We start from the raw sequence: 13,293 nt of genomic DNA, 5'->3' as shown, positions 1-13,293 counted from the left end.
CAGCACTTAGGCTTCCCGTGTGAGCGAGAAGAACGACTTCAGGGGTTGCCCGGCCACCGGCATCGGATCCATGCCCGGGGGAGACGCGCGGGAGGCGGCGAAGACCGTCACCGGTTCCTTCGCGGGCGGCGAGGGCCTGCCGTACCTGGCGGAACTGCCCGCCCGCGGCCCCGGCGCGGACATGATCGGGCGGACCGTCGGGCTGCTCGTCGAGCTGTACGGCCACGTCGAGCCCAGCGGCTGGCGGATCAGCGACCGGCCCGGCCGCGACACCCGCCGTGCCCGGTCCTGGCTCGGCGAGGACCTGGACGCCCTGGAGGAGTTCACCCAGGGATACGAGGGACCGCTCAAGGTCCAGGCCGTCGGCCCCTGGACGCTGGCCGCCGCCCTGGAACGCCGGGGCGGCGAGGCCGTCCTCGGCGACCCCGGGGCCTGCCGCGACCTGGCGGCCTCGCTGGCGGAGGGGCTGCGCGCCCACCTCGCGGAGGTACGGCGCAGGGTGCCCGGCGCCGAGGTGATCCTCCAGCTCGACGAGCCGTCGCTGACCGCCGTGCTGCGCGGACAGATCAGGACGGCGAGCGGCTACCGCACCCACCGGGCCGTGGACCGCCAGGTCGTGGAGGGCACGCTGCGCGACGTCCTGGCGACGGTCGGGGACGGGGCGACGCTCGTCCACACCTGCGCCCCCGGCGTACCGTTCGCGCTGCTGCGCCGGGCCGGGGCGGGTGGCATCTCGTTCGACCTCGCGCTGCTCACCGAGCGTGAGGAGGAAGCGATCGGTGAAGCGGTCGAGGGCGGCACCCGGCTCTTCCTCGGGGTGGTGCCGGGCACGGACCCGGCCTCGGGCGGATTGTCGGACCCGGGCGGTAGCGTCATGGGTGTCAGGACGCTGTGGCGCAGGCTGGGGCTGAATCCGGGGACTCTGTCGGAGTCCGTGGCCATCACCCCGTCGTGCGGGCTCGCGGGTGCGTCGCCCGCGTACGCGCGCGCCGTGCTCGCCCACTGCGTCCGGGCCGCGAGATCCCTCGCGGACAACCCTGAGTAACGGGGCAACGGGCAACGGGAGGACCAGACGATGGCCGGCGAACAGCAGACGGCGGTGCCCGCAGGGGCCCAGGAGCAGCACGCACTCCTCGCCGAGCAGATCGAGGAGCACCGCTTCCGGTACTACGTGAAGGACCAGCCGGTCGTCAGCGACGCCGAGTTCGACCGGCTGATGCGCGAGCTGGAGGCGCTGGAGGACATGTACCCCCAGCTGCGCACGCCGGATTCGCCGACCCAGAAGGTCGCCGGGCCGTACCGGACGGAATTCACCTCCGTCGAGCACCGTGAACGGATGCTCTCGCTGGACAACGCCTTCGACGACACGGAACTGGCCGCCTGGGGCGAGCGGATCGCGAAGGAGGTCGGCACGGCCGACCACCACTTCCTGTGCGAGCTGAAGGTCGACGGCCTGGCGGTCAACCTCACCTACGAGCACGGCCTGCTGACCCGGGCCGCGACCCGGGGCGACGGCCGCACCGGCGAGGACATCACCCCCAACGTCCGCACGATCGCCGGGATCCCGCACCGGCTGAAGGGCGACCGGATCCCGGAGCTGGTCGAGATCCGCGGCGAGGTCTTCTTCCCGATGGAAGCCTTCGACGGACTCAACGCCCGGCTGATCGAGGCGGGCGACAAACCCTTCGCCAACCCGCGCAACGCGGCCTCCGGTTCACTGCGCCAGAAGGACCCGAAGGTCACCGCCACCCGGCCGCTGCGCATGGTGGTGCACGGCATCGGTGCCCGCGAGGGCTTCGACATCGACTGCCTCTCGCACGCCTACGAGCTGCTGCGCGAATGGGGCCTGCCCACCGCCCGGCACAACAAGGTGGTGGACTCCCTCGACGGGGTACGGGAGTTCATCGCGTACTTCGGCGAGAACCGCCACTCCGTGGAGCACGAGATCGACGGCGTCGTCGTCAAGCTCGACGAGATCCCGCTCCAGGGCCGGCTCGGCTCCACCTCGCGCGCCCCGCGCTGGGCGATCGCCTGGAAGTACGCCCCCGAGGAGGTCAACACCAAACTGGTCAACATCCGGGTGGGCGTCGGCCGGACCGGCCGGGTCACGCCGTACGCGCAGGTCGAACCGGTGGAAGTGGCGGGCTCCGAGGTCGAGTTCGCCACCCTGCACAACCAGAACGTGGTGAAGGCGAAGGGCGTCCTCATCGGGGACACGGTGGTGATCCGCAAGGCGGGCGACGTGATCCCGGAGATCCTCGGCCCGGTCGTCGACCTGCGCGACGGCACCGAGCGGGCCTTCGTGATGCCGACGCACTGCCCCGAGTGCGGTACGGGGCTGAAGCCCATGAAGGAGGCCGACATCGACCTCCGCTGCCCCAACGCGCGTTCCTGCCCCGCCCAGTTGCGCGAGCGCGTCGCCTACCTCGCGGGCCGCAAGTGCCTCGACATCGACCACTTCGGCTACGTCGTGGCCGCCGCCCTGACCAAGCCGCTCGAACCCGAGGAGCCGCCGCTGCGCGACGAGGGCGATCTGTTCGGGCTGACGATCGAGGAGCTGCTGCCGATCCGCGCCTACGTCCTGGACCCGGTCAGCGGGCTGCCCAAGCGCGACCCGGAGACCGGCGAGGAGAAGACCGCCCTGGTCTTCGCCAACCAGCAGGGCGAGCCGAGGAAGAACGCCGTCGCCATGCTCGCCGCCATCGCCGCGGCCAAGGAAGCCCCGCTGGCCCGGGTCCTCACCGGGCTCTCCATCCGCCACGTCGGCCCGGTCGCCGCCGCGGAGCTGGCCCGTCAGTTCCGCTCCATCGACCGGATCGACGAGGCGACCGAGCAGGAGCTGGCCGAGGCCGACGGGGTCGGGGACATCATCGCCGCATCGGTGAAGCAGTGGTTCGCCGAGGACTGGCACCGGGAGATCCTCCGCAAGTGGCGCGAGGCCGGGGTCCGGATGGCGGACGAGGGACCTGGGGAGGACGTGGGGCCGGGCCCGCTCGACGGGCTCACCGTCGTCGTCACCGGCACGCTGGACGGGCACACCAGGGATGGCGCGAAAGAGGCGCTCCAGAAGCTGGGTGCCAAGGTGACGGGGTCGGTCTCGAAGAAGACCGCCTTCGTGGTCGTCGGAGACAACCCCGGCTCGAAATACGACAAAGCGATGCAGCTGAAGGTTCCGGTGCTGGACGAGGGCGGTTTCGCCGTCCTCCTCGAACACGGGCCGGACGCGGCACGCGAGGCGGCCGTACAGGCCGAGGAACCGGCCGGGGAAGCGGCCGGGGAGCCGGTGGAGGCCGGATAGGCCGAGCAGAGGGGGAACGGGCCGCGTGAACAGAAGGACCGATAAGGGGTGTCCTGCGATGAATCGGGACAAGTGTTTCGCTCCGGGAGCGGGTTCACCCGATCGGCGCATACCAGATGTTGACGGATGGTCGGTTCGCATTCGGGCAACAGCGTCCGAGCGCTGCCCGTAGCGGCCCTTCCCGGCCTACTGTTGAGACGTACACCTGCCGTGCCCGGCCGCGGGGTGGGAAACCGGGCAGCGCGGCATGGAGCGGAATCTATCGGGTGACATCGGCACCGCCGGCTGTGAGAGGGACGGAATGAAACCGACCGAGAGCGCCGCACCGGTGTCGCGGCTGCAAGGTTTCGTCGGCCTCACGCCGAAAGTGGGGGCCGTCTTCATCGTGATCGCCGTCGCCCAGCTCGCGACCGGTTTCTACCGGACCGTGAGCGAGGGGCGCGCGCTCTTCCCCGACGGCGAGCCCGGCTGGGCGCTCGCCGTCCTGACCGGAATCATCGTCGGCCACCTGGTCGCGCTCGGACGCGACCGCTGGTGGGGAGGGACCGGCTCCGGCGCCTCGCTCACCCTGGCCGTGCTGCTGCTCTACGGCTGGGTGCCCGCCGGGCTGGTCAGCCTGGTCGTCGTCGTCCTGGTCGGCATGGCCCGCAGACACCGTTGGTGGCAGGGGCTGCTGCACGGCGCCGTCGACATCCTCGGCATCGGCGCGGCGGCCCTGGTGCTCGCCGCGTTCGGCGAGGTGCAGACCGTCGAGTCGCCCTGGCAGCCACTCGACTGGGGCATCGCCGCGGTCCCGGAAGTCCTCCTGGCCGCCTCCACCTATCTTCTGGTGACCCGGGTCCTGCTGTGGTACGCGAGGACCCCCCAGGGCGGCGGACTGCCGACCATCGCCCGCAGCACCCTGCTGCGCCAGGGGCTCGTCGCCCTCGCCCTGCTCGGCATCGCGCCGCTGATCTGCGTCGTCGCGATGGCCACGCCCCTGCTCCTGCCGCTCTTCGCGGTCCCGCTGATCGCCCTGGACTCCGCGCTCTGGATCGCCCGGGCACGGGCCGAGGAGCAACTGCGCGACCCGTTGACCGGACTGCCCAACCGGCAGTGGCTGCTGGAACGCACCTGGACGGCGCTGGAGGACGCGGAGTCCACCGGCACCAGATCCGCGCTCGTCCTGATCGACCTCGACCGTTTCCGCGCGGTCAACGACACTCTCGGCCATCTGGCGGGGGACCGGCTGCTGCTGCAGATAGCCGAACGGCTGAGACTGGCGCTGCCCCGGGGGGCGGAGGCCGCACGGCTCGGCGGCGACGAGTTCGCCGTGCTCCTGCCGACGGCGGACTCCACCACCAGCGCCCAGCGGGTCGCCCGCCACCTGGTCGCCGAGCTGTCCTCCCCGCTCGACCTGGACGGTCTGACCCTGGTGCTGGAGGCCAGCGCCGGGGTGGCCGTCCACCCGGACCACGCACTGGACGCCGAGGGGCTGCTCAGACGCGCGGACGTGGCGATGTACCAGGCCAAGCGCGACCGCACGGGCGTCGAGGTGTACGAGTCCAAGCGGGACAGCAACACCCCCGACCGGCTCGGACTCCTGGGCGACCTGCGCCGGGCGCTGGACGCGGGCGAGGTCGAGCTGCACTACCAGCCGAAGGTCCGCTTCGACGGCCAGGTGGCCGGCCTGGAGGCGCTGGTGCGCTGGGTGCACCCGGAGCGCGGACGGGTCCCCCCGGACGAGTTCATCGCCATCGCCGAGTCGTCCGGACTGATGCCGCACCTCACGGAGTACGTCCTGGAGACGGCGCTGGCCCAGGTCGCCCGGTGGCGGGCGCAGGGCCTGTTCGTCCCGGTCGCGGTCAACGTCTCCCCGCGCGACGTCCACACCCCCGGCTTCGCGGGCGGCGTCGCGGCCCGGCTCGCCCGGCACGGCGTCCCGGCCGGCGCACTGCAGCTGGAGATAACGGAGCACGTGCTGCTGGAGGACCCGCAGCGCGCCGCCGACACGCTCGCCGGACTGACCGGGCACGGCGTGAAGATGTCCCTCGACGACTTCGGCACCGGCTACTCCTCCCTGGTCCACCTGCGGCGGCTGCCGGTCAGCGAGCTGAAGATCGACCGGTCGTTCGTGGCCCGGCTGGCCGTCGACAACGAGGACGCCGAGATCGTCCGCTGCACCATCGACCTGGCCCACTCGCTGGGCCTGCTGGTCGTCGCGGAGGGCGTCGAGGACGACGAGACCTGGGAGCGGCTGCGGGACCTGCGCTGCGACGCGGTGCAGGGGTGGCTGGTCGCCGCGGCGATGCCGCCCCAGGAGACGACGGCCTGGCTCCGGGCGCGGGGCGAGCACGGCTGGCGCCGGCCCGCCGAACTGGCCGCCGCGGCCGCCGCCGCGGCAGCCGCCGGTACGCCCCCGGAGCTGGAGCAGCGGCCCTCCGGCCGGGCGATCAACTCACGCCCCGCCACGACCTGAGCCCACGCGGCGTCCCGCCCCGAGGGACGGGACGCCGCACGGTGGGGAAAACCGTGTTCGGGAGAGGTGTTCCCCCGGGTGGCGGGAGAGGCGGCGGGCTACCCCATAGGATTGGGGGTCGGCGGCACATTTCCACCTGCCGCGCGACGCCTGGCACGCACGCTCGCCGTGTTGCCGAATCGCTCACGTGGCTCCGCCACGAGGGCGCTCCGGCGCCTTGCGATCGCACGCACCAGACGCCGCGCGGCCCGTCCTTCGGACGGACGGCGGAAATGTGCCGCCGGCCCCCGGCCAGAACCACACACCAACCCCTGAGGATCGCTGCATGCCTGGCATCACGCGCGAGGAGGTCGCCCACCTCGCCCGGCTGGCGCGTCTGGAGCTGAAGGGCGAAGAGCTCGATCACTTCGCCGGTCAGCTCGACGACATCATCGGCGCGGTCGCCCGCGTCTCCGAGGTCGCCGACCAAGACGTACCGCCGACCTCCCACCCGCTGCCGCTGACCAACGTCATGCGCGCGGACGAGGTCCGTCCGTCGCTCACCCCCGAGCAGGCGCTCTCCGGCGCCCCGGCCCAGGAGCAGCAGCGTTTCAAGGTGCCGCAGATCCTGGGGGAGGACTAACAGCCATGACGGACCACAGCACCATCATCAAGCTCACCGCCGCCGAGATCGCCGCGAGGATCGCCTCCGGCGAGCTGACGGCCGTCCAGGTCACCGAGGCCCACCTGGCCCGGATCGACGCGGTCGACGAGAAGGTCCACGCCTTCCTGCACGTCGACCGCGAGGGCGCCCTCGCGCAGGCCCGCGCCGTCGACGCGAAGAAGGCGGCCGGCGAGAAGCTCGGCCCGCTGGCCGGTGTCCCGCTCGCGCTGAAGGACATCTTCACCACGAAGGACATGCCGACCACCGTCGGCTCCAAGATCCTCGAGGGCTGGATCCCGCCGTACGACGCGACCCTCACCCGGAAGCTGAGGGCCGCCGACGTCGTCATCCTCGGCAAGACCAACATGGACGAGTTCGCCATGGGGTCCTCCACCGAGAACAGCGCCTACGGCCCGACCGGCAACCCGTGGGACCTCACCCGCATCCCCGGCGGCTCCGGCGGCGGCTCCTCGGCCGCCCTCGCCTCGTACGAGGCCCCGCTCGCCATCGGCACGGACACCGGCGGTTCCATCCGCCAGCCCGCCGCCGTCACCGGCACCGTCGGCGTCAAGCCCACCTACGGCGGCGTCTCCCGCTACGGCATGGTGGCCTTCTCCAGCTCCCTGGACCAGGGCGGGCCCTGCGCCCGTACCGTCCTGGACGCGGCCCTGCTGCACGAGGCGATCGCCGGGCACGACCCGATGGACTCCACGTCCATCGACGCCCCGGTCCCGCCGGTCGTCGAGGCCGCCCGCAACGGCAGCGTCGAGGGCATGCGCGTCGGCGTCGTCAAGCAGTTCGCCGGCGAGGGCTACCAGGCCGGTGTCGTCCAGCGGTTCAACGAGTCGGTCGAGCTGCTGAAGTCGCTCGGCGCCACGGTCGTCGAGCTGGACTGCCCGACCTTCGACCTGGCCCTGTCGGCGTACTACCTGATCGCGCCGTCCGAGTGCTCCTCCAACCTGGCCCGCTTCGACGCCATGCGCTACGGCCTGCGGGTCGGCGACGACGGCACGAAGTCCGCCGAGGAGGTCACCGCGCTCACCCGCGAGGCCGGCTTCGGCGACGAGGTCAAGCGCCGCGTCATCCTCGGCACGTACGCCCTCAGCTCCGGCTACTACGACGCGTACTACGGCTCGGCGCAGAAGGTCCGCACCCTCATCACCCGGGAGTTCGAGAAGGCCTTCGAGGAGGTGGACGTCATCGTCTCCCCGACGACGCCCACCACCGCCTTCCCGATCGGCGAGCGCGCCGACGACCCGATGGCGATGTACCTCGCGGACCTGTGCACCATCCCGACCAACCTCGCGGGCAACGCCGCCATGTCGCTGCCCTGCGGCCTGGCCCCCGAGGACGGGCTGCCGGTCGGGCTGCAGATCATCGCCCCCGCCATGAAGGACGACCGGCTGTACAAGGTCGGAGCCGCCGTCGAGGCCGCCTTCGTGGAAAAGTGGGGACACCCGCTGCTGGAGGAGGCTCCGTCACTGTGAGTGCACTGACCAAGGCCAAGGGCTTCAAGAAGTCCAAGACCGGTACGTACCTGTCCATCGGCACCACCGCCTTCGGGGCGGTCAGCGTGCTCAAGCAGGCCAGGAAGGCGCGTTCCGAGCACGACACGCTCCGACTGGTCGACGCCGTTGTCTCCGCCGCCGCCATCGCCACGGGCATCGCTCTGCTGCTGCGCGAACTCAAGCGCATCGGCGATGACGACGTACTGCTGGGCTGAGAGGGAAGTTTCACCGTGACTGTCACCGACCTGGTGTCGTACGAGGACGCGCTCGCGTCCTACGACCCCGTCATGGGCCTGGAGGTCCATGTCGAGCTCGGCACCAAGACCAAGATGTTCTGCGGCTGCTCCACCGAGCTCAAGCAGGACGCCAACTCCCAGACCTGCCCGGTCTGCCTCGGCCTGCCCGGCGCGCTCCCGGTCGTCAACGAGATCGGCGTCGAGTCCGCCATCAAGATCGGCCTCGCGCTGAACTGCGAGATCGCCGAGTGGTGCCGCTTCGCCCGGAAGAACTACTTCTATCCGGACATGCCGAAGAACTTCCAGACCTCCCAGTACGACGAGCCGATCGCATATGACGGCTATCTGGACGTCCAGCTGGAGGACGGGGAGATCTTCCGGGTCCAGATCGAGCGCGCCCACATGGAGGAGGACACCGGCAAGTCGACCCACGTCGGCGGTGCCACCGGCCGTATCCACGGCGCGTCCCACTCCCTGCTCGACTACAACCGCGCGGGCATCCCGCTCATCGAGATCGTCACCAAGCCGATCGAGGGCGCGGGCGCCCGCGCCCCCGAGGTCGCCAAGGCGTACGTCGCCGAGCTCCGTGAGCTCATCAAGGCGCTCGGCGTCTCCGAGGCCCGCATGGAGATGGGCCAGATGCGCTGCGACGTCAACCTGTCGCTGCGCCCCAACGGCACCGAGACGTTCGGTACCCGCTCCGAGACGAAGAACGTGAACTCGCTGCGTTCCGTCGAGCGCGCCGCCCGCTTCGAGATCCAGCGCCACGCGGCCGTGCTGTCCTCCGGCGGCACGATCGTGCAGGAGACCCGGCACTTCCACGAGGAGGACGGCTCCACCACGGCCGGCCGCATCAAGGACAACGCCGAGGACTACCGCTACTTCCCCGAGCCCGACCTGGTGCCGGTCGCCCCGGCCCGCGAATGGGTCGAGGAGCTCCGCAAGGGGCTGCCCGAACTGCCCCGGCTGCGCCGGGCGCGGCTCAAGGAGGAGTGGGGCGTCTCCGAGCACGACATGCAGTCCATCCTCAACGCCGGCGCGGTCGACCTGATCGTCGCCACGACCGACGCGGGCGCCCCCTCGGACCAGGCCCGCAAGTGGTGGATGGGCGAGCTGGCCCGCAACGCCAACGAGACCGGTCGCGGCCTCGACGAGCTGCCCATCACCCCGGCGCAGGTCGCCAGGGTGGCCGAGCTCGTCGCCTCGGGCGACCTCAACGACAAGCTGGCCCGCCAGGTCATCGAGGGCGTCCTCGCGGGCGAGGGCGACCCGGACACCGTCGTCGAGAAGCGCGGCCTGAAGGTCGTCTCCGACGAGGGCGCGCTGTCCACGGCCGTGGACGAGGCCATCGCCGCCAACGCGGCCATCGCGGACAAGATCCGTGGCGGCAAGGTCGCGGCGGCGGGCGCGCTCGTCGGCGCGGTCATGAAGGCCACCCGCGGCCAGGCGGACGCGGCCCGCGTGCGCGAGCTGATCCTGGAGAAGCTCGGCGTCGAGGGCTGATCCGCCCGCGCCCCGGCCGTCCCGTACGGCCGGGGAAGCCGTGAGTCACGTCCCCGGAGGGGCGGTGCACGCCGGTCACCGGTGCACCGCCCCTCCACCTGTGTCCGGAGAGTCCGTTGAACACCGTCATGACCGAGACCGTCGCCGTCGCCCTCCTGCTCGGCGTGCTGGTCTTCGCCGTACTGCGCCCGCGGGGACTGCCGGAGGCGACCGCCGCCGTACCCGCCGCCGTGCTGGTCGTCGTGGCCGGCGCGGTTCCGTGGCCGGAGGCCCGCGCCCAGGTGGACAGCCTGCTCCCGGTCGTCGGGTTCCTCGCGGCGATCCTGGTGCTGGCGCAGCTCTGCGCGGACGAGGGGCTGTTCACGGCCGCCGGCGACCTGGTCGCACGCGCCTGCCGGGGGCGGACCGGACCCCTGCTCGGCGGGGTCTTCGCCGTCGCCTCCGTGATCACCGCCGTGCTCAGCCTGGACGCGACCGTCGTCCTGCTGACCCCGGTCGTCCTCGCCACCGCCGCCCGCGTGGGCGCCCGCCCCCGCCCGTACGTCCACGCCTGCGCGCACCTCGCCAACTCGGCGTCCCTGCTGCTGCCGGTCTCCAACCTCACGAACCTGCTGGCGTTCACCGCGAGCGGCCTCTCCTTCACCCGGTTCGCCGCACTGATGAGCCTGCCGTGGCTGGCCGCGATCGCCGTCGAGTACGTCGTCTTCCGCCGGTTCTTCGCCGCCGACCTGGCAGCGGGCGCGCACCCGCCGGAACCGGAGGAGGCCCGCCCGGCCGTCCCCGTCTTCACGCTCGTCGTCCTCGCCCTCACCCTGGGCGGATTCGTCGTCACCTCGTTCGCGGGCGCCGAACCGCTGTGGGCGGCGCTGGCGGGCGCCGGGGTGCTGGCGGTCCGCGCACTGGCCAGGCGCGACACCACCGTCAAGGGAATCGTCCGCTCCGCCCACCCGCTGTTCTGCCTGTTCGTCCTCGCGCTCGGTGTCGTGGTCCGGGCGGTGGTGGACAACGGGCTGGGCGCCGGGATCGACGCCTTCCTGCCGGACGGCTCCTCGCTGCCCGAACTGCTGGCGGTGGCCGCGGCGGCGGCCGTCCTCGCCAACCTGATCAACAACCTGCCCGCGATTCTGGCCCTGCTCCCGGTCGTCGCGGCGGCGGGGCCCGGACCGCTGCTCGCCGCCCTGATCGGCGTGAACATCGGCCCGAACCTCACCTACGTCGGCTCGCTCGCCACCCTGCTCTGGCGTCGCATCCTGCACGCCCACGGCACCCCGCCCGAGCTCGGCGAGTTCACCCGGCTCGGGCTGCTGACCGTACCGGCGACCCTGGTCGCGTCGACGGTGGCGCTGTGGGGCGCGCTGCAACTGATCGGGGTGTGAAGCCCCCGGCGGGCCGGGGGCGCCTTCGAGGAGCGGGGCCGCCTCCTGAGAAGCGGAGTCACCTCTTGAGGAGCGGGGTGCCCAGCGCCAGTTGGGCGCCGTTGCAGGTCTCGTCGACGCTGATCCGCAGCCGCAGCCCGTTCTCGACCTTCAGGGACAGCTTCTGGGGCTTGCCCAGTCCGAGCGTGCCGACCCACAGGGTGGTGTCGTCCACCTTGATGGTCAGCCGCCCCGACTCGTAGTTCGAGTTGTCGTCGATGCCCGCGGTCAGGTCGAAGGTCTGCCAGGCCCGGCCGAGGTTGAACTCCATGTACGGCCCCTCGCCGCAGTCGGGCGTCGCCACGTAGGCGTCCGCGTACTGCTGGGCGTCGAGGGTCGCCGAGCCCACCTCGAACCCGTCGGGGTCGACGATCGGGGTCAGCGTGGTCAGCGACACCTCCGGGGCGTCCTCGGCGGTGCCGGGCGTCGAGGGGTCCGCCGACGGGCTGTCGCCCCCGTCGTCCCCGCCGTCCGTGCCCCCGGAGTCCGCGGCCGGCTCCTCGGCGCCGGAATCCGGCGGCGTGGGGGTCGGGGACGACGAACCGACGCTCCCGCCCGCCCGGCCGCCGTTGTCGTCGTCCCGCATGAGCGCCCACGCCCCGCCCGCGCCGAGTGCGGCGGCGACCAGCACGGCCGCCACCGCCAGCGCGACGGCCGGGCGCTTCCGCTTCCGCTCCGGCACGGAAGCAGGCGCGGGCAGCCGGACGTCCGCGGTCGGCGGGGCCACCGGTGCGGAGCCCGGGGACCGCGAGGCGTGCGGCCGGTCCGGTTCCCCGTCCGCCGGTCCCTGTTCCGGCGGCGTCGCCGGGCCGGGGTTCACGGTGGGGGGCGTCGGTACGCCCGGATCGGCGGAGGCGGTGACCGGCGGCGGGAAGCCGGGCGCCGCGCCCCCGACGGGGACCGCGGGCGGTGCACCGGGAGGGGGCAGCAGCGGTGGCGGCGGTACGGACGGCAGGCCCGTGCCCGGGGTGCCCGACGTACCCGGCGCGTTCGTGCCCGGGTCCGGCACCTCGTCCCGGGCCGATGCGCCGGAGGCGTCCGCGTCCGGAGCGTCCGTACCGGCGGACACCGCCGCGCCCGGCACCGCGTCGCGGACCGGGGCCGCCCCGGAGCCGGTGACCGTGGTCGACACCACCGCCGAGCGCACGTCCTTCACCCACGCCGACAGGTTCTCCGGCCGCCGGTCCGGCTCGGCCGCGCAGATCCGCAGGAGCCGCTCCACCCGGTCCGGGGCCGCGGCCGCCACCTGGGGGAGCGCGGCCAGTGCGGCCCGGAGCTGCTCCGGGGTGCTCGGCGGGGCCTGGCCGCTCAGCAGGAAGTAGGCGATCGCGCCGAACGCGTACCGGTCGGTGTTCGGGGTCCGCTTGCCCTCGAACACCTCCGGCGCCGCGTATCCCGGGGTGAACCAGACCTCCGCCGTCCGGTGGTCGGCCGTCAGCTTGCTCAGCCCGAAGTCGACCAGCGTGGCCTGCCCGTGCGCATCGACCATCACGTTCCCCGGGGACAGGTCGCCGTGCACGACGGTCCGGCCGGAGGGCGTCGCCCGCCCCGAGTGCAGCCAGTCCAGCACGTCGGCGAGCTGCTCCAGCGTCCGCAGCACCTCGCGCCGCTCGGCGTGGGTGGCCAGGGTGCGCTCCTCGCGCCAGTCGCGCAGGTCGAGGCCCTCCACATGGTTCATGACCAGCACGAGCGAGCGCCCGGCCGCGGTCGACGCCTCGCCGGGCCCGTGGATCGGCGGCCCCTCGAAGTGCTCGCGCACGCCCACCACGCCGGGCCGGTTCACGAACCGCAGCAGCTCCGCCTGCTCCTGCCACTTCGCGCTGAGCCGCTGGAACTGCTCGACGGTGATCGTGGTCCTCGAATCCATGACCTTCACGACCACGGTCTCCGGCGCCCCGTCGAGCTCGATCTCGGCCCGGTACAGGACCGCCTCGCCACCCCGCCCGATGGAATTGAGCAGGCGGTATCTGTCCGGTGCGGAATCAGGCCCGATGTGATGCGACGCGCTGTTCAACTGGTCCCCCAACACAAGTAATTGACGGTCCATAAGACTGCCGCGCGGGCGGGGGCCGGTCAACGTCCGGCCGGCGGCGGACGGGCGAGGGGCGAGGGGCGAGGAGGAGAGGCGCGGTTGGACTTCCCGGCCGACCTGTTGGACGTTCACCACGGAGCCGTACGAAATCCTTCCCCGCGCCACCCGGCTTGATTAGCTTCCCGGCTGAACGACAGGAC

At 72.5% G+C, this 13,293-nt stretch carries 9 protein-coding genes; 8 read left to right on the top strand and 1 reads right to left on the bottom strand.

The window, feature by feature from the left end:
* The first annotated feature begins 19 nt into the window (after positions 1-19).
* From ABZZ04_RS24320 to ABZZ04_RS24285, 8 genes are all read left to right on the top strand, one after another.
* Complete coding sequence (locus ABZZ04_RS24320; protein WP_356934303.1) at positions 20-1,045, top strand: methionine synthase; 1,026 nt, start codon at positions 20-22, stop codon at positions 1,043-1,045.
* 30 nt (positions 1,046-1,075) lie between these two features.
* Positions 1,076-3,298, top strand: coding sequence for an NAD-dependent DNA ligase LigA (ligA, locus tag ABZZ04_RS24315; RefSeq protein WP_356934302.1), 2,223 nt, complete (start codon positions 1,076-1,078; stop codon positions 3,296-3,298).
* A 301-nt stretch (positions 3,299-3,599) separates the two neighbouring features.
* Positions 3,600-5,756 (top strand): bifunctional diguanylate cyclase/phosphodiesterase, encoded by a 2,157-nt coding sequence (locus ABZZ04_RS24310; RefSeq protein WP_356934301.1) that lies wholly within the window; start codon positions 3,600-3,602, stop codon positions 5,754-5,756.
* A gap of 325 nt (positions 5,757-6,081) precedes the next feature.
* Complete coding sequence (gatC, locus tag ABZZ04_RS24305; RefSeq protein ID WP_015036350.1) at positions 6,082-6,378, top strand: Asp-tRNA(Asn)/Glu-tRNA(Gln) amidotransferase subunit GatC; 297 nt, start codon at positions 6,082-6,084, stop codon at positions 6,376-6,378.
* A gap of 5 nt (positions 6,379-6,383) precedes the next feature.
* Positions 6,384-7,886, top strand: coding sequence for an Asp-tRNA(Asn)/Glu-tRNA(Gln) amidotransferase subunit GatA (gene gatA / locus ABZZ04_RS24300; protein WP_356934300.1), 1,503 nt, complete (start codon positions 6,384-6,386; stop codon positions 7,884-7,886).
* A complete protein-coding gene (locus ABZZ04_RS24295; RefSeq protein WP_356934299.1) occupies positions 7,883-8,122 on the top strand; it encodes a hypothetical protein in 240 nt (79 codons plus the stop codon). Before gatA ends, ABZZ04_RS24295 begins: the two co-directional genes overlap by 4 nt.
* A gap of 15 nt (positions 8,123-8,137) precedes the next feature.
* The gene (gatB, locus tag ABZZ04_RS24290; RefSeq protein WP_356934298.1) at positions 8,138-9,646 is read left to right on the top strand and encodes an Asp-tRNA(Asn)/Glu-tRNA(Gln) amidotransferase subunit GatB; all 1,509 of its coding nucleotides are present in this window, start codon (positions 8,138-8,140) and stop codon (positions 9,644-9,646) included.
* Positions 9,647-9,774: 128 nt separating this feature from the next.
* Positions 9,775-11,022, top strand: coding sequence for an SLC13 family permease (locus tag ABZZ04_RS24285; RefSeq protein WP_356934297.1), 1,248 nt, complete (start codon positions 9,775-9,777; stop codon positions 11,020-11,022).
* A gap of 58 nt (positions 11,023-11,080) precedes the next feature.
* Here ABZZ04_RS24285 and ABZZ04_RS24280 read toward each other — a convergent pair whose 3' ends face one another.
* Entirely contained in the window at positions 11,081-13,075 is a 1,995-nt protein-coding gene (locus tag ABZZ04_RS24280) for a protein kinase (protein WP_356934296.1), read from the bottom strand.
* Between the last annotated feature and the right edge of the window lie 218 nt (positions 13,076-13,293).

Source organism: Streptomyces sp. NPDC006435 (genome assembly GCF_040612315.1).
In the GTDB taxonomy this organism is placed as follows: domain Bacteria; phylum Actinomycetota; class Actinomycetes; order Streptomycetales; family Streptomycetaceae; genus Streptomyces.
Note: the sequence above shows the minus strand (reverse complement) of the source record. Positions and strands in the feature narration are given on the sequence as shown.

Excerpts from the sequence above, each read along its gene's own strand:
- ABZZ04_RS24310 (WP_356934301.1), top strand. The coding sequence starts at position 3,600 with ATGAAACCGACCGAGAGCGCCGCACCGGTGTCGCGGCTGCAAGGTTTC.
- gatA (WP_356934300.1), top strand. The coding sequence starts at position 6,384 with ATGACGGACCACAGCACCATCATCAAGCTCACCGCCGCCGAGATCGCC.
- ligA (WP_356934302.1), top strand. The coding sequence starts at position 1,076 with ATGGCCGGCGAACAGCAGACGGCGGTGCCCGCAGGGGCCCAGGAGCAG.
- gatC (WP_015036350.1), top strand. The coding sequence starts at position 6,082 with ATGCCTGGCATCACGCGCGAGGAGGTCGCCCACCTCGCCCGGCTGGCG.
- ABZZ04_RS24285 (WP_356934297.1), top strand. The coding sequence starts at position 9,775 with ATGACCGAGACCGTCGCCGTCGCCCTCCTGCTCGGCGTGCTGGTCTTC.